Below are 17,623 nucleotides of genomic sequence, written 5' to 3' on the forward strand. Positions count from 1 at the left end.
GATGTTGTCTTGCGCATCGCGAATCCTTTCAGGAATCATGGGGTGTATGAAGATTCTCTTGTCTGCCTACGCTTGCGAGCCGAACAAGGGCTCGGAACCCGGCGTGGGATGGAACTGGGCCTTGGCGCTTCGAGATCGGGGCTTCGATGTTCACGTTCTCACGCGCAGCAACAACCGGGAGGCAATTGAACAGGTCTCCAATCTGCCAACTTCGCGGTTAACGTTCCATTTCTACGATCTTCCGCAGCGATTAAGATTCTGGAAGCACTGGCCTGGCGGAATCTATCTCTACTATCTGTTATGGCAGGTTGGTGCTTACCGAATCGCAAAGAGACTACACTCCACCCTTCAATTTGGCCTCGTTCATCACATCACCTTCGTTTCCTATCGTCAGCCATCGTTCATGGGCAGTCTGGGCATCCCGTTTGTATTCGGGCCGGTCGGCGGGGGAGAAACTATGCCCTCTCAATTTCGCGATTCTCTTCCTCTGGGCGGCCGATTAATAGAGTGGTTTCGCGACCTAGGAAATCGTGCCGTTGGTCTAGACCCTCTCATGCAACGCACCTACTCGAGCGCCAGGCTAATCGCATGCGCCACTGGCGAAACGCTCGATGCAATTCCAGCTCGATTTCATGCCAAATGTATAGTGCAGCGGGCCATTGGGATCAGTGCAGCCCCCGAGCCCGAACCTTCGGCTATCGCCGTGAAGCTGTCGCGGCCTCAGCTTCTGTTTGTGGGTAGATTGCTTTATTGGAAAGGGCTTCACCTGTTATTGCGTGCACTTTCGAACGTCAGAGATGCGGTTCCTGGCCTGAGGCTGCGCATAATTGGCGAGGGAGCCGATGGCCGCTGGCTCAAGCAGGAGGCGAGGCGCTGGAAAGTCGATGACCTGGTCGATTGGATCGCGCGAGTGCCGCACCATGAAATGGCCAATGAATATCGCAATAGCTCGGCCTTCATTTTTCCCAGCTTGCATGACTCAGGCGGAATGGTAGTGCTGGAAGCGCTCTCAGCTGGCTTGCCCGTCATCTGCCTGAACGTGGGCGGACCCGGCTCAATCGTCGACTCTTCATGTGGTTTTTCGGTAGAAGTGGGAAGGAAGTCCGAGAACGAAATCATCGAGGAGCTTTCCGACTCAGTAAAGCGAATGTGTCAGGAACATAAACTACGGAGTGAACTTTCTGTCGGAGCGCGGAACAGAGCATCCACACTAACGTGGAGCACTGCCGTCGAGGCAATCTACTCTCAACCGTCCGTTCGAGAGCATGCAAATGTTGGCGAGCGTATGTCTATGATTTAAATTATCTTAACGCGATAGATGCCGCGAAGTTCAATGCTTGGGGAGGCCAGCCAAACATCATTCGACTTTCCTTTTTCTTAGATTTCATGAAAACATGATCCGTGACAGCAAACTTTCGACAGTTTTCGAGTGTCCAACTATTGTGGATTGCTTTGAGTTTCCGTGAATCCCTCCTGCAAACCAGTTAAACTCAGGAACGAGTGACAGTAATTCCCAAATCGCACGAATCTTCGCTTCGGCTCTCCATTCTCTTGATGATGTTGGGAGCATGCGTGTTCTTTTGGGGATTCGGCTATAAGCTTTCGCTTTATCACTTCCATCATCCCGGTGTTCACCGGATTCCGGTCGCGAAACTGCTATCCCGCAATGAAGACACCAATGCGACCGATGGCACGCGGCTTTGCTTCGCGGGATCCTCTCCCATTGAGAAGGTACCGGCATATCGCTTCGTCGTCTTCTTACTTTCGCTAGGCTGTTTCGCAGGCTCAAAAACCACGTGGGACAGGTGCTATCTTGCATCGGCAAAGCGTTGGTGTCTGCGCTCGGTCGCGATTCTAAGTTTCGCGTTCTTCAGGCCCCCCCCGGTCTTCATCTCGCTTTAATCCCATACAAGAAACCGAGTAAATCATCCATTCGCAAGCGACTGGAGTGATCTTCTTTCCCCTGACGATGGCAGGATGCCGTCGTTTATGCAGCAAAGGCCTTAAGAAAAGGTGTTATCTCCATGAGGAAGCAGCCCTGTTTTATTTTTTTTGCAGGTTTGGCGTTGGTTCTAATACTGACGGTTGTCGGTTGTCGATCTGACGCTAGAGGATCTGATGCAAATGCAGCAGAGACCGCGTCAGCTACAGTCGCGCCAGCAAAGAGAGGATCCATCGCGCGCAAGTTGAATCTAGCCGGGCAATTTCAGCCCTACCAGGTGATCGACGTTCACGCCAAGGTCTCCGGCTACATCCGACATATTTATGTCGATATTGGTGACAGAGTCCGCCAAGGACAGACGCTTGCGGTGTTGGAAGTTCCAGAACTAGACGCTCAACTACGGGGAACAGGGGCGGAATTGGCCCGGAGCAAGGACGAGATCACGCGCGCTGAGCATGAGGTGGTGCGAGTTCAATCAGAACATAACGCGTTGCACAGCGACTTCAAACGCCTGAAACAGGCTTCTGCCGCACAGCCGGGACTGATTGCTGAGCAGGAACTGGATGATGCGCAATCAAAAGATTTGGCGGCAGAAGCAAGGGTTGATGCTGCAAAGTCTGCCTTAGCTGCTGCACAGCAGCAATCGGAAAGCGCTAAGGCTGACAACGAGCGTGTCGGCGACCTTGCCGACTATACCAAAGTGACCGCTCCGCTTGATGGCGTGATTGTTTATCGCTACGCGGACACCGGCGCCTTGATCCAGGCTGGCACGTCGTCTGATACACAGTCTTTGCCGATCGTAAAACTATCGCAGAGCAGTCTGCTTAGACTTCGTCTTCCAGTACCTGAAGATGCTGTCGAGTACATTCACGAAGGAGCAACCGTGACTGTAAACGTGGATGCGATACATCGATCCTTTGAGGGTAAAGTGGTGCGCTTCACACGAGATTTGAACCTTGCAACCCGAACAATGGAAACGGAGATAGACGTCGATAATAAGGACCTTTCGCTCACTCCCGGAGAATACGCAAATACCACTATCGAGCTTGAACGCCACGACAACGTGTTGACCATTCCCGTGCAGGCAGTAATTAGAAACGGGAATCAGCAGTCGGTTCTAGTTGTGGACGCAGCGCATCATGTTCAGACACGCAACATTGTGACGGGGCTTCAAGGCTCGAACTTGATTGAGGTCAATTCGGGCCTTGCTGAGGGAGACCTCGTGATCACCGGTAATCAATCGAACTATCAGCCAGGCGAGAGCGTGACGACTAATCTCCAGCAAAGTACAGCCTCGGATACCACTGAAGAACAGTCGGGGGGAACTAAGTAAATGCCGAAGTTTGCATTGAAATATCCCTTTTTCATCATCATGGTGTGTCTCGTAATTGTGGTGTTGGGTGTTGCAAGTATTTCTTCCATGCCAGTCGACCTGTTCCCACAGATCGACATGCCGGTCGTAGTCGTCGCAACGTTCTACTCAGGAATGCCTCCGGAACAGATTGAGGCTGACATCACTGACACATTTGAACGATTCTTCACGCTTGGTAACAACATAGACCACATCGAGTCGCGCTCGCTGACAGGCGTGAGTTTGATCAAGATATATTTTCAGCCGGGAACAGATCCGAATGCAGCACTGAGCAACATTTCAAATCTCGCTATGGCAGACTTGCGAAGGTTGCCTCCCGGAACTCTGCCCCCGGTTGTGCTGGGTATGGATGCGTCCAGTCAGCCCGTCTGCCTTGTGACTTTGAAAGGACAAGGACTCAACGAGACGGATCTGAAGGATCTGGCGCAATTCCAGGTACGCAACCAGATCGCGAGCGTCCCTGGGGCATCTGTTCCGCAACCGTTTGGCGGACGCTATCGCCAGATCATGGTTTACGTGGATCCGCTCAAACTGGAGGCTCACAACCTGAGCCTGATGGACGTTGTCCGCTCAGTGAACGATTCGAACTTGATTTTACCTGCCGGCGATGTCAGGATTGGCCCAAAAGACTACAACATCTACGCCAATAGCCAAGTGCCAACTCCCGAACAGATCAACGATCTTCCGCTGAAGTCCGTGGGAAACGCATCCGTACTCGTTGGCGATGTAGGTAAAGCTGAGGATTCGGGTACGCTTCAAACCAATATTGTTCGGATTGATGGCCAGCGATCGGTATATGTTCCTGTGCTGAAGCAGGGAGGTGATAGCAATACGATCACCATCGTGAATGGCATGAAGGCGGCAATCAAAGATCTCGTTGATATACCTTCCAGTCTCAAAACGGCCGTTGTCTTTGATCAGTCGGAATTCGTCAAATCGGCGCTCAGAAATCTCGGCAACGAAGGCGGAATCGGCCTCGTATTGACCGCTTTGATGATTCTGCTTTTTCTCGGTAGCATTCGTGCCACGTTCGCTGTTCTCTTATCAATTCCGCTATCTGCATTAGCGGCCTTTATCTGCATCCGCATGGGCGGCGGATCTATAAACACCATGGTGCTGGCTGGTCTGGCGCTCGCGTTCTCACGCTTGATAGATAACTCAGTCGTCGTATTGGAAAATATCTTTCGCCACCTCGAAATGGGCGAATCGCCCCAGGTGGCAGCCGAAGCTGGTGGAAGGGAAGTGCAGTTGCCGGTTCTTGCTGCGACATTCACCACCGCAATTGTCTTTTTTCCTGTGGCATTGCTTTACGGTGTAAGCCGCTACTTGTTCACGGCCCTAGCTCTTGCAGTTGTCTTTTCGCTCTTCGCGTCTTACATCGTGGCCATGACCGTTGTACCTCTATATTGCGCACGCTTTATCAAGTCTGATCAGGTGCACGCTTCCGAGGAGGAGGAGATCAACGCGGAAGGACAACTAGAGTTTCGAAGAGAGGCGAAGTTTTCCTTTTTCACGAAAATCGTTCGCGCGTTCAACCATCGCTTCCAGCGGATGCTTGAGCTATACGTGATCGCGGTGAATCGAACCATATTGCGGCCCGTGGCCAGCACGATTGGAATCCTTGGCGCGGTCGTTTTAACTTTCGCTCTCTTTCCCCTTTTGGGGCGCGCTTATTTCCCACGAACAGATCCCGGCCAGTTCGTTATCAACATCAAATGCCCGAGCGGAACCCGACTCGAATTGAGTAACAAGTACATCGGCCAAGTCGAAGATGAAATCCGCCAGGTAATTCCTGACCACGATCTTGGCATGATCGTCTCGAATATCGGCATCACTCCCGATTTATCTGCCATTTACACAAGCAATTCGTCAATGGACACCGCCTTTGTCCAGGTTAGCCTCAAGGAAGATCACAAGCTGGGCAGTTATGAGTACATGAGACGTGTTCGTAAAAAACTTGCGAGGGATATGCCCTTGCTGTCGACCTATTTTCAGTCTGGGGGACTGGTTGACTCGGTAATCAATCAGGGATTGCCGGCACCGATCGACGTGCAGGTGAGTGGAAATGACATGGATCAGTCCTATGAAATCGCTACTCAAATCGCCGCGAAGATTAAGGGCTTGAAGAATGTCAGCGATGTTCTCATTCCACAGAACCTGCGCTATCCCGGGCTCGAGTTGAGCATCGACCGGGAACGTGCAAGCCTTATCGGCCTATCCCCAAAGGAAGTTGTGGACAATGTGATCACGGCTCTCACGTCAAACGGCATGATTGCTCCCAGCTATTGGATCGACCCCAAAACCGGAAACAACTACATGCTCACAGTCCAATACTCGGATAACAAAATCGGCAACATGAGTATGGACGACTTCAAGCAAATCCCACTGCACGCCACAAATCAGACGAATTACACTCCGTTGAGCTCCGTCGCTAACATTACCGAGATCAATACTCCAACCGAAGTAGATCACTACAAGATACGTCGTGTGATCGACGTATATGTGATGCCTTCGACTGAAGCTTTGCAACATGTAAATCAGCAGGTGCAAAACGTGATTGATCACACAAAGGCACCGGGTAATGTACGTATCACTGTACGAGGTTCGGTGGTAAGCATGAACGAGTCGTTCAAGCGATTCGCAATCGGCCTATTCCTGTCGATCCTTCTCGTCTATCTGATTTTGATGGCACAATTTGCATCCTTCGTAGATCCTTTCATTATTCTCATGGCAATTCCGCCGGGGTTGGCTGGAGTTTTACTCATTCTGCTTCTAACTGGAAGCACCATGAACATCATGTCTCTCATGGGAGTGATCATGATGGCCGGAATCGTTGTTTCTAACAGCATTTTGATTGTCGAATTCGCCGGTCATCTTCATGAAACAGGCCTCCCAATTGCTGAGGCAGTCGTCCAGTCCTGCCGAATCCGATTGCGCCCGATTTTGATGACATCGTTGGCAACACTTTTGGGGATGATTCCAATGGCCTTGGGGCTAGAGGCGGGGAGCGAACAATATGCGCCGTTGGCGCGTGCAATCATTGGCGGCCTCGGCGTGTCCGTAGTTCTCACGGTATTTCTTGTCCCCGCGGTCTATCTGATCGTTCATGCTCGTAAAGAGAAACAGATACCGGCGCAGGGAGAGGCCTAGATCAGATGATGATTTGTTTGAAAAAGTGCATGGGCAGCGTAGCAATCGCAATTATGGCGATGACTGTCACGGCGGATGCAGTCTCCCAGACACCTTCCCATCGAGAAGAACTTCCAAACGCGCCTGCTTCTCAATTGCTTGCACAGACAGGCGTGCAATTGAGTGGCGCGAACTCAGTGTCCGCGACTACAACCCCACGTCAGAACCAAACACCAAGTTCCTCCTCGTCGCCAGCGAACAGAACCAAACTCACCCGAAGCCAAGCGGAACAAATGGCAATCAAAAACAATCCTCAAGTAAGCGTGGCACGTTTGCTTGCGCTGGCGCAGCATCAGGTCTATCGCGAAACCCGTTCCTCGGAATTGCCTATAGCGAATGCAGCTATAACGGGAGTTGAAGCGGAGGATGCAAGTCGCATATCCGCGGGATCACTTACCGCGTCACGTTTGTTTACGCATGCGGGCGCAGGTGGTGGATTCTCACAGTTGCTGACGGATTTTGGCAAAACAAGGAATCTCGTCGCGTCCGCAGTTCTGCAAGATAAGGCCCAGAAAGCGAATGCATTAGCAACTCAATTCGACGTTGAACTCGCGACTGATCAGGCATTCTACAACGCCCTGCAAGCACAGGAAACTCTAAAAGTCGCGCAGCAAAATGTGACAACGCGCCAGACGCTGCAGTCGCAAGTGAACCAGATGACCATCAACAAGCTGAAATCCACATTGGATTTGAGCTTTGCCGATGTCAGCCTTTCGCAAGCAAAATTGCTTTCGCTGGATGCGCAGAACAATGCTGATTCAACCATGGCAGCATTGGATGCGGTATTGGGGATTGACCATCAAGAGGAGTTTGAACTTGTAGATGACGGACCTGACACTCGGCAGCCACCACCCGATATTGACCAATTAGTCCAAGCGAGTTTAAAACAACGGCCCGATCTGCAAGCGACTCAGTTCAGCCAACAAGCTGCAGAAAAATTCAGCCATGCCCAACGCGATCAAATGTTTCCAACCATAGCGGCGTCAGGGACGGTAGGCAGCGTTCCGATTAGGCCGTCGCAGTATTACACCACGAATTGGTGGGGCGGCATAGGAGTGAACATAAATATACCTGTGTTTAATGGTTTCCTCTATTCGGCTCAAGCGAAAGAGGCATCACTACGCGCACAGGCGGCGTCAGAACAGACAAGAGATTTACGCGACCGTATTGTGCGCGACGTGAGAACAGCATGGCTTACTGCGAACACATCTTATCAACGGGTCAGCGTAACCGCTGAATTGTTGAAAGAAGCAGATCTTGGTCTTAAGCTAGCTCAGACACGATATCAGATGGGGTTAAGTTCGATCGTTGAACTCAGTCAGGCCGAATATCAGCAGACAGATGCAGCAATCGGAAATGCAAATGCGCAGTATCAGTATCGTCTTGCGTTAGCAACACTGAACTATCAAGTTGGCTCTGTACCATAGCTATTCGTGCGAGCGATCTAGTGAAAATCATGTGAGCTTACGTCGGCCGAGGTGATATCTATAGGTCTGATGCGAAATGCCTTTACATGTATCACTCTGTTTTGTATTTGCAATCTACCTTCTATTGCGAGAAAACGGCTACGCGTTATGATCATGCGCTCCTGCTCAAACAAATCAGGTGTAATGATGATGTTAGTGATTCCTGTTTCGTCTTCTAGGGAAAGAAATACAAAACCTTTTGCTGTTCCAGGACGCTGCCGCGCAATAACACAACCTGCGATCTTGACAAATTGGTTCTGACTGTAGCGGGCGAGATCACATGCGGAAGCAAAATCTTGGTGCTTCAATAAATCGCGATGGTAGGTCATTGGATGGGGACCACATGTGAGACCACACCCTGCATAGTCAGCAGCCAGGCGCTCATCGGTGGTCATCTGTCTCAGAGGGATTAATGCTTTGCTGTTTTGCGTTTTGATTGCTGATCGTAATAACGGACCGATTGGACGGCCCGCCTGCTCGACCTGCCATAGCGCGTCACGTCGATGCATTACTTGGCCAACAGAATTAAGTGCGCCAATCTGCGCAAGGAGAACAAGCTCTTTTCTACTTAATTCGGGTATGCGTTGCGTCAAGTCGTCTACCGATTGAAACTGTCCACTTGTATTACGAGATGCCAGTAATGACTCAGCTGAAGATTGTTTTAGTCCTTTGGCATAGTTCAAACCAATGCGAAGAGACAAGCTATCGTCAGGTTCATGTTCGATGGAACATAGCCAATCGGATCGTTGAACACAAATCGGACGAACGCGCAATCCGTGCCGTTGTGCATCTTTTATAAGTACGGCAGGCGAATAGAAGCCCATGGGTTGATTGTTTAAAAGACCGCACGTGAATGCAGCTAGGTAATGAACCTTCAGATACGCAGACGCATAGGCTATGAGCGCAAAGCTTGCAGCATGAGACTCAGGAAAGCCGTACATCGCGAACGATGAGATACCCTGAACAATGTTGTCCTGTTCCCGCAGGCCAATTCCATTTCGCGTCATGCCTGAGCGTAAGCGGCCTTCAAGATCGCGCATCCGTTGCATGGAGCGTCGCATGCCTACAGCGCGGCGCAATTCCTCAGCTTCAGAGCCAGTAAAGCTTGCGACTACCATGGCCATGCGCAACAGTTGTTCCTGAAAGAGCGGTACACCCAGTGTTCGCTTCAGAACTGGTTCGAGCAACGGATGCGGATAAGAGACTTCTTCCTGTCCCTGACGTCGCCGCATGTAAGGATGCATCATCTTGCCAACGATCGGTCCGGGGCGAATGATGGCGACCTGTACGACTACATCGTAAAAGCATCTAGGCGCGTTATGGGGAAGGGATGCCATCTGTGCGCGGCTCTCCACTTGAAACATACCCACTGTATCCCCTTTACAGAGAGTTTCGTATACGACTGGATCTTCAGGTAATAAAGCGAGATCGACCACGGCGCCATAGTGACGGGGAATCAATTCGAGTGAGTCTTTCAATGTTGCCATCATACCGAGACCGAGTAAATCAACCTTAATGAGTCCCATGTCTGCGCAGTCTTCTTTATCCCATTGAACTACTGTTCTGCCTGGCATCGATGCGCGTTCGATAGGAACAACGCGGTTCAGCATACCTGCACAAATCACCATGCCGCCAGAGTGCTGTCCGAGATGGCGTGGCAGATCGCACACCCGCATACTCAAATCTAGATATTTGGCAATAATTGGGTGACGAATATCATACCCCGCTTGGCCGAAGTGCTTTTCCATGGTGTCATTAGCGCCGCGCCATTCCCAATGACCTACAAGACTAGAGAGTTTAGCAACTTGCTGTTCATCAAACCCGAGTGCCTTGCCAACTTCACGCGCTGCAGACCGGCCCCGATATGTGATGACATTTGCAGTCATCGCCGCACCTAGAGCCCCGTAGTGTTCATAGATGTGCTGAATAACGAGTTCGCGATGATCACCAGAGGGCAAATCAAGATCGATATCGGGCAATTCACCACGGCTTTCGCTAAGAAAGCGTTCGAAAAGCAATTGCATCCCGATCGGATCGACAGCTGTGATCTCGAGAGCAAAACAAACAACAGAGTTGGCAGCGGATCCGCGTCCCTGTACCAGAAAACCATTCTTTTGGCAGAACCGGATAATGTCCCAGACTATAAGGAAGTATCCCGCGAATCCGAGTCTCGCAATTAATGCGAGCTCATGCTGCGCCTGGAGGCGCGCTCTTTCCATGAGACTGCGCTTTAATTTGTTAGCATACCGTTTTCTAACACCATCGTCGACACGCTTGGCGAGAAAGCTATCCATCGTTTCGCCATTAGGCACGGGGTATTGGGGGAACTTGTAGCCGAGATCGTTCAATGTAAATTCAAGTCGCTCACTAACGACGCGAGTATTAGCGATCGCCTCTGGGATATCGCAAAAAATATATGACATTTCCTGCGCTGAACGTAGGTGATGCAACGAGTTCTTACTCAGGAGCCGTCCTGCGTTATGTACAGTGGTGTGATGGCGTATTGACGTAAAAATGTCGAGCAGTTCACGGTCCTCTGGCGTAGCACAACGAACGCCATTAGTAGCGACGAGGGGAATGCCGCGTTGTGATGCAATATTCACGAGAACGACATTGCGAAATTCTTCTTCGCGTTCACAGTGGCGCTGAAGTTCTATGTATACGTTGCTGCGCCCATAGATAGATGTAAGTCTATCGAGTGCAGCACGCGCTCCGGCCTCGCCTTTACGACTCAGAGCGGATGCGAGCAGACCTTCTTCGCCGCCGGTTAGGCAAATCAGCCCAGCTGAAAACTCTTCTAAGTCATCCAATGTAGCTGAGCCTTCTGCCTTTGTGGACTCACGCATTTTGAAGCGTGTGATTAATTGGCAAAGGTTTTGATATCCAACCTGCGATGAGCACAAAAGAACAATTCGCGGGGGTTCATCGGGACAACGATGAGGAAGCCACTCGGATGGAGCAAGTCTGTTGCCGAATGGCGATATGGCGATTTCTGCACCGATATGCGCTTTTATTTTGTTATGCCTCGCCGCGGTATGAAAGCGCGCTACACCATACAATCCATTTCGATCAGCCAAAGCGATTGCCGGCATGTCCAGTTCAACGGCGCGCTCGACGATGGATTCGGGCTCAGATGATCCCGATAGAAAGCTGAATGCACTTGATGAATGCAACTCAATATATTCGTCAGAGAAATTACGAGCTAGCTGTTTACAGATAGTAATGCTCGGAGAGTTAGTCATAAAACGCCTCGAGCATCCATTTGTCTTTTACATAGTCATGAATAATCAAGCAGCCGACGACTTCGCCAAGATTGTTGATTGCCTTGACATCCCATTCTTCCGTATTCCACATGTCAACTGACCACCAACAGCCGCTTGATTGCCATGGGCCATAAGCTGCCTGAACCTTGTAGTGATATGCTCCGTCGCGAAATGATGACGGCTTCTTAAAATTAAGTTGTATGCGTAACGGATGGGGTGGCCGAATTCGCCTAAGCGATATGCACGCCGCAATATTTATGCGAAGGACTGACTGATTTGGAATCGCGAAGTTATCGATATCGAAACTGCCACTGTGATGTGAATCTCTCAATACGGGAGAACCAACACGTTCATCGCCAACCAGTGCTTTTAATCGGGAGAGCGCTACGTCGAGACGTGACGTCTCCGGAGTCTGAGGTGCAAAGAGCCCAAGCTGCACCTTGCTTTGTTGTCCGGCTTCAGCGATTAATGTCAGCGATGTTATTGCTGCTTGTGGGGGATGCGCAGCGATCTCCAGTTGCAGAAGTTTTAAAAGAAACTTGCGATCGCTGGTAGGTATTGCAGGTCGTATTATACGTTCATAGCTGAGTTGCTTTTCAAGAGACATGTAAACCGTAAGATTGGCTAATGAGAGGGCCCTGCTCATAGCGCGAGATACGAGATTGTTGATCATGTTCGCGCCGATGAAGAGAAGGGAATCCAGCTGTTCAACATGAGTTTCGAATTCGATGTGCTCCTTTAATTCGAATTTGGTATCTATGGGCAGGAAGGTGTGTTCGGCTTTTCCGCGTGAGAGCTTAAGCCATAACTTTGCCTGCTGTCCGAGGCGCGAAATCAATTCTTCTTCAGGCAATTCAGCCAATTCACCGAGTGTGCGTATTCCCCAAAGAACAAAAGTTTCTTCATGTAGCTGATCAAGTTGCAGCGAAGCAATGGGAATTGATGCGATTGCGTGCGCCTCCTGTTCAGTTGGAACGATATTGATTCCAGGCATGAATGCAGCGCAAATGCGCGCCACATGAAAGTTGTGGCTGATGGATACCGATGCACGGAATCCTGCAGACGCAATTGCAGAATGCAGACTCCTTGCGATCGCCTCCGGTGGACCCAACAACCGCTCACTACCTGATATGTCAAGCACAAATCCGCATGTGTTGGTCGCAATGGTCTCTTCAACGCGAGGAGAGAAGGTTGACACGCATTCCAGAAGAACTGAGTGGGCGGCAAACTCGCTATCCAATGAACGCGCCAGCACGCATATCACGTTGAGTTCTTCAATTTCAAGGCGTGTCATGCCAATGGCGGCCCCAAGCTGTTTGGCGTGCAGATTCAGAGAGCAGACCCTTTCCTGCGGAGCTATGCCACCGAGTATGGCGACCGGTTGTGCCTGAAGATCAGATCTCAAACGAAGTATGGCTTGGGCAGGAAATTCAGCAGCATGGATAGCGGCGTAAAGCGGGTTGGATTGATAGGTCATGCACGCTTCTCGCGATCCCACGGTGCTTGTGAAGACCAGGAGGTTGCAGACGGTTTTCGATTGAGACTGGCAAGTGGTGATAAACGCTCTCTACCAAGACGCGCGCTATAACTATATCCGCGAACTACGGTCCCAGAAGCTGTGTCCATACGACCGGGCAGACACTCAAGAACAACTGCAGCGCTCGATTGCGCGTATGCGGTTTTGCCAAGCACGACCAGACTGCATCTTGTGCGATCTGCGGCCTGCTTGAATCTGAACCAAGTCGCGAGTGGAATGCGACTGCCGTGCTCAATTGCTTCATCCGCCAGATCAAGGACAATGGCTGCGAAGCCGCCGGCTTGTAACAGCAGATCAGAAGCGAGGATTGATTGATCTAAGCGCGTCCAATGCTGATTTATCTCATTGTGTGAGTGTTGTATAGCTGGGGATGATTTTCCGACGATCGAAGTCCTGCATCGAACCCATAGAAGATGTTTTAGACTGATGCCATTCGCTGCTGCCGATTCCGGATCAAGTGCATCGTTTGCATCGATCCAAGCGCAGACATTTCCATCCTGCGTGCGACGAGCAAGAAAAGATAGCGCTATTGTTGTTCGCCCTGACGATACCCGGCCAGTAATTTCACTAATGGCTCCGACAGGTAATCCACCATTAAGTAAATTGTCGATTTCGGTAATGCCAGTAGCCGCAGTTTCGCGAATGGTTCTCGCAGCTGGGGTAAGAGCAGATGGATAGCGATGCTGAAAATCACTCTCGATCTGTTGGCGGATTGCGGCTGAAGAGGGCATTATCGAACCATGGCATATTCGCCATATGTTCGCCTTAGACTCTTACAGCTCACTCATAATTGTCAACCATCTATCTGTGGGAAAATTTCAATTGAATTTGAAGGTATAGATTACAGCTAGCGCCACATAATTATTTATGTTGCAATGGTTTACAGTATCTTTTTGATACTAATCTTCAATTCGTTAAATAGGCGCAAGATGAGCAGTAAAGTGTCGCAAAAAGGGTGCTTCATGCGTCAGGCGCATGCCGCGAATTTGCGCGCGATTCCTAAAAACTTCAAGAATGACTTCAACCAAATAATCGACATGGCTTTGGGTATAAACACGACGTGGCATTGCAAGTCGAACGAGATCCATTTGGGCCGCATTAGCAAACATCAAGGTACCGATTTCAACCGAACGGACGCCTCCTTCGAGGTACAACTCGGAAGCCAAAGCAACCCCAGGAAATTGACTTGAAGGAATATGGGGAAGGAAAGCGCGAGCATCAATATATATAGCGTGACCACCCGGGGGTTGAACGATGGGAACTCCGCCCTCAGCTATATGGTTGCCGAGATAAGCAGTCGACGCAATCCGATAGCGCAGATAATCCACTTGCAGCGCTTCCTGAATTCCTACAGCAATTGCCTCGAGGTCTCGCCCGGCAAGGCCACCGTACGTCGGATATCCTTCGGTCAGGATGAGAAGATCTTTTTCCTGTTGTGCAAGCAGGTCGTTACTAGTGCACAGAAAACCGCCAATGTTTGCCATGCCGTCTTTCTTGGCCGACATGGTGCAGCCGTCGCCGTAGCGGAACATTTCCTGCGCAATTTCTTTGGGAGTCTTATCGGCATATCCTGGCTCCCGCAGTTTGATAAACCATGCGTTCTCTGCGAAGCGGCACGCATCAAAGTAGAGTGGAATTCTATGACGTTTGCAGATCGCACTTACCTGGCGAACGTTCTCCATGGATACAGGCTGGCCGCCGCCGGAGTTGTTGGTCACGGTTAGCATCACTAGCGGAATGCGCTCTCGGCCTACGCGCGCTATCAATGCTTCAAGTGCCACCACATCCATATTTCCCTTGAAGGGATACTGCAATGAAGGCTGACGTCCCTCAGGGATAAGCAGGTCTACCGCTTCTGCGCCAACAAACTCAACGTTGGCACGGGTCGTATCAAAGTGCGTGTTGTTGGGAACAACATCGCCTTTTTTACATGTCACGCCGAACAAAATTCGTTCGGCCGCCCTACCCTGGTGCGTCGGGATAATGTGTGTGTACCCAACAATGTCATGGACTGAGTTGCGGAAGCGATCGTAGCTGCGGCTTCCAGCATAGCTCTCATCGCCTTCCATAATGGCAGCCCACTGATGCGTAGACATTGCCCCAGTCCCCGAATCCGTGAGCAGATCGATGAGCACGTCATCAGCATGCAGCAGAAACAAGTTGTAGTGCGCAGCCTTCAACAACTCCTCTCGCTGCTCGCGGGTCGTCCAGCGAATTGGTTCTACGCTCTTAATGCGAAATGGTTCGATGATAGTTCTTACTGACATGTTGCGCCCCAATCATTTGGCAGTATCGTTGCATGTGGATCAATTGCTACGCCGTTGCTTGACAACTGTTGCCAGTCGCGCGCGAAATGGGAATGAAATCCACCATGCTCATTATCGACCGAGCTAGGAAACCTTACGCCAAGTAGGTCGGTGTACAGGGCATTGTCAACTTCGGCAGCTAGTTGCAGACAGGTGTGGGGCGTTGGTGGCGTCTCCATCGAATGGCTTCTCGACACTGGCGCCTGCGTTATGCAGGACCAGCCGAGGCACGATAGCGATAGCACAAGGCCTTTCATGATTGAACCGCACCATTGTGATCGGAGTGACAATTTGCACAAGCCGATCCTGTCACTCCAAAGGACGAGATCTGAGTAGCCGAGTGCAAGTCCCGATACTCATTGCTAACTCGAAGGCGCATTATCAGTATCTTATTAAATATAAGAGGTTTATTGTGGCGGAGAGAGTGGGATTCGAACCCGAAGCGACAGTTTAGGCTCTGCAAGTTGCAGGAAACAATATGCTACCGTCGCCAAAGATGCCACTGTTGTGATCGCGCATTGCACTCTATTGCACGCTGGCCGTGATACAAGCTCTCAGTGACTAAGGGCTTCCAAACTCTACTGGCCCGGGCGATCGGCCGTCGTGGGTCCAACGCGTCCACGTAAGTACTGACATTCCCCGGGCTAGCAGCAGTCTAGCCGTTGCCCGGCACCTGTTGGAGCCACCACCACGTCTTTCCGTAGAAATGCCGCATCGGCACTGGCGTCAAATATTGCGGTACGACCAGTGCGCTCATTCTCGACACGCCAAAGCTGACCACCGACGAAATCGTCAAATTCCTCGCCGATCCAGTCCAGCGGTGCTTCCATGAGCCAATCTGGATGAATGTCTTCGGTACACCGTCTGTGTTTCCAAGTGATTTTCCCGTTGCCGAGTTCTCAGTAATTTGATTGCAGCTGAAGAGCACTCAATGCCAACTCGAACATCCATTAAAACAAGGCACTGATAACAGCGCCGGCAATCACACATCCAACGCACAGTTGGAATACGATCCCACTTGACGTCCAATGCAAGGTTAAGTCGTGTCCGCCCCCGAAGCAAAGGAGTCTCGGCGGGGAGACGCGCCCCCTCTCCCCGCACCCCTCTACCCCACCTACCCGGTTCAGGCGCAAAGATTAGGGGGATTGTCTTCTTCAATCCGATTCAAAAAGTCAGCGGCCCTTGGATGATCTCTCGAATGCGGTACCCTGACGAAGCAGGCTTGGACAACGGCCGACGATCTGCGAAGGCGCGCCAGTTCGGCTCCGCTATCGATGGTCGGGATCGTTCGTTCTATTCTGCTCCTCGTCCGTCCCGAGAAACTGAATGGATGAAGCCCTAAACCTAAACGATATGGGCTAAGCGCTCTGACGCATTCTTCCCGCGCTGTTGCGCAGCGGATGAACGTTGACACGCCACAGCTGACCACCGACGAAGTCTCAAACTCCTCGCCGATCCAGTCCGGCGGTGCTTCCATGAGCCAATCTGGATAACTGTCTTCAGTTCTCCATTATTGGTGATTCTAGGTGATTTTCCCGTTGTGGTTTGTCGAGTACTCCGTCATCGCACAACCACAGAATTTTGCCTTGATTCAGACTGGCTCGCAATCCCACGTCGGCCGCTACACCTACATCCCTATGATCGGCCTGTCGCTTGCCGTGGTTTGGGAAATTGCGGAGCGCCTCCAGCCATGGCCCGGGTTCCGCGTGGCGCTGGCCGCGACGGTGACAGCGGCGTGCATGACCTTCACCTGGCTTCAGGTGCAGTACTGGCGTGACTACATCTCGCTCTACCAGCACGTCGTCGCGGTGGTACCGGAGAACTATCTGGCGTACTTCAATCTGGCATCTGCCTTGGTCGCTCAAGGCAAGACCGATGAAGCAATTGCGCAACTTCGTGAAGCTGTTCGCGTACGCCCCTACTACGTCCCTGCGCGCGCCGAGCTCGGCCAGCTCCTGGCCCGCGAGGGACATGCCGACAAGGCGCTCAGCGAGTTGCAGACAGCTGCGAAGCTGAGACCGGATGACAGTGTGGCTCACTTCCGGTCGGATCTGTTTTGCGCACGCTGGGACCCCCCGGCGATGCCGCAGCCGAATTCTCCCGGGCGGTTCGCTTGCAGCCTGAAAATGGAGAGGCGCATTACCACCTCGGAATCGCTCTTGCTCAGGAAGACAGAGTGCGGGAGGCGGCACGCGAGTTTGACGGACCGTACGCTTACGGCCGGACGATGCGAAGCGCGTTTCAACGGGGAATCTCCCTGGCGAGGTTGGGCAAGTTGGACGATTCCATCGTTCAGTTTTCAGAAGCGGTACGGCTCAAGCCGGATTTCGCCGACGCTCACCGAGCTCTCGAACAGGCGATAAGTCTTAAACAGTCACCCGCCAAGCAGTAACTCGTCGTTAGGAAGAGCGGCGGCTATTGGTGGTGCTTACCGAAATCCCTCGAATTTAGGCCGTTGTAGAAGATCCAGATGTGCATCTTGAATCGTTCGTCGCCTGAACTGAATTCCATCGCCGCTCAACATCTAATGAGCCAATCACAACGCTGC

The 17,623-nt window shown here is 51.4% G+C and carries 10 protein-coding genes; 5 read left to right on the plus strand and 5 right to left on the minus strand.

Annotated elements, in window-relative coordinates:
* The first annotated feature begins 46 nt into the window (after positions 1-46).
* From P8935_RS14605 to P8935_RS14620, 4 genes are all read left to right on the plus strand, one after another.
* Entirely contained in the window at positions 47-1,300 is a 1,254-nt protein-coding gene (locus P8935_RS14605; protein ID WP_348261032.1) for a glycosyltransferase family 4 protein, read from the plus strand.
* A 766-nt stretch (positions 1,301-2,066) separates the two neighbouring features.
* Positions 2,067-3,275, plus strand: a complete 1,209-nt coding sequence (locus P8935_RS14610; protein WP_348261033.1) for an efflux RND transporter periplasmic adaptor subunit — start codon at positions 2,067-2,069, stop codon at positions 3,273-3,275.
* On the plus strand, positions 3,276-6,464 hold the full coding sequence (locus tag P8935_RS14615) for an efflux RND transporter permease subunit (RefSeq protein WP_348261034.1): 3,189 nt from the start codon (positions 3,276-3,278) through the stop codon (positions 6,462-6,464).
* 5 nt (positions 6,465-6,469) lie between these two features.
* Positions 6,470-7,930 carry a TolC family protein gene (locus tag P8935_RS14620; protein ID WP_348261035.1) on the plus strand — a complete coding sequence of 487 codons (1,461 nt, stop codon included), beginning with the start codon at positions 6,470-6,472 and terminating at the stop codon, positions 7,928-7,930.
* Positions 7,931-7,947: 17 nt separating this feature from the next.
* On the opposite strand, the gene P8935_RS14625 is transcribed toward P8935_RS14620, so the two are convergent.
* The 5 genes from P8935_RS14625 to P8935_RS14645 all read right to left on the minus strand — a co-directional run bounded on the left by P8935_RS14625 (position 7,948) and on the right by P8935_RS14645 (position 15,905).
* A complete protein-coding gene (locus P8935_RS14625) occupies positions 7,948-11,211 on the minus strand; it encodes an error-prone DNA polymerase (RefSeq protein WP_348261036.1) in 3,264 nt (1,087 codons plus the stop codon).
* The gene (locus P8935_RS14630) at positions 11,204-12,709 is read right to left on the minus strand and encodes a DNA polymerase Y family protein (RefSeq protein ID WP_348261037.1); all 1,506 of its coding nucleotides are present in this window, start codon (positions 12,707-12,709) and stop codon (positions 11,204-11,206) included. The genes P8935_RS14625 and P8935_RS14630 overlap by 8 nt, the downstream gene beginning before the upstream one ends.
* On the minus strand, positions 12,706-13,500 hold the full coding sequence (locus P8935_RS14635; protein WP_348261038.1) for an ATPase domain-containing protein: 795 nt from the start codon (positions 13,498-13,500) through the stop codon (positions 12,706-12,708). The genes P8935_RS14630 and P8935_RS14635 overlap by 4 nt, the downstream gene beginning before the upstream one ends.
* Before the next feature lie 183 nt (positions 13,501-13,683).
* Positions 13,684-15,036, minus strand: coding sequence for a tryptophanase (locus P8935_RS14640; protein ID WP_348261039.1), 1,353 nt, complete (start codon positions 15,034-15,036; stop codon positions 13,684-13,686).
* A gap of 683 nt (positions 15,037-15,719) precedes the next feature.
* Positions 15,720-15,905: a hypothetical protein gene (locus P8935_RS14645; protein WP_348261040.1), complete on the minus strand. Its 186-nt coding sequence runs from the start codon at positions 15,903-15,905 to the stop codon at positions 15,720-15,722.
* Positions 15,906-16,601: 696 nt separating this feature from the next.
* Between P8935_RS14645 and P8935_RS14650 the strand changes: the two genes are divergently transcribed.
* The gene (locus tag P8935_RS14650) at positions 16,602-17,438 is read left to right on the plus strand and encodes a tetratricopeptide repeat protein (RefSeq protein ID WP_348261041.1); all 837 of its coding nucleotides are present in this window, start codon (positions 16,602-16,604) and stop codon (positions 17,436-17,438) included.
* Positions 17,439-17,623 lie beyond the last annotated feature (185 nt).

The sequence above is a fragment of the Telmatobacter sp. DSM 110680 genome, from assembly GCF_039994875.1.
Taxonomy (GTDB): Bacteria; Acidobacteriota; Terriglobia; order Terriglobales; family Acidobacteriaceae; genus Telmatobacter.

What these genes read in the sequence shown, in the direction of transcription:
- P8935_RS14605 (WP_348261032.1), top strand. Translation starts at nt 47, where the DNA reads ATGAAGATTCTCTTGTCTGCCTACGCTTGCGAGCCGAACAAGGGCTCG.
- P8935_RS14615 (WP_348261034.1), top strand. Translation starts at nt 3,276, where the DNA reads ATGCCGAAGTTTGCATTGAAATATCCCTTTTTCATCATCATGGTGTGT.
- P8935_RS14620 (WP_348261035.1), top strand. Translation starts at nt 6,470, where the DNA reads ATGATGATTTGTTTGAAAAAGTGCATGGGCAGCGTAGCAATCGCAATT.
- P8935_RS14625 (WP_348261036.1), bottom strand. Translation starts at nt 11,211, where the DNA reads ATGACTAACTCTCCGAGCATTACTATCTGTAAACAGCTAGCTCGTAAT.
- P8935_RS14630 (WP_348261037.1), bottom strand. Translation starts at nt 12,709, where the DNA reads ATGACCTATCAATCCAACCCGCTTTACGCCGCTATCCATGCTGCTGAA.
- P8935_RS14635 (WP_348261038.1), bottom strand. Translation starts at nt 13,500, where the DNA reads ATGCCCTCTTCAGCCGCAATCCGCCAACAGATCGAGAGTGATTTTCAG.
- P8935_RS14640 (WP_348261039.1), bottom strand. Translation starts at nt 15,036, where the DNA reads ATGTCAGTAAGAACTATCATCGAACCATTTCGCATTAAGAGCGTAGAA.
- P8935_RS14645 (WP_348261040.1), bottom strand. Translation starts at nt 15,905, where the DNA reads ATGGAAGCACCGCTGGACTGGATCGGCGAGGAATTTGACGATTTCGTC.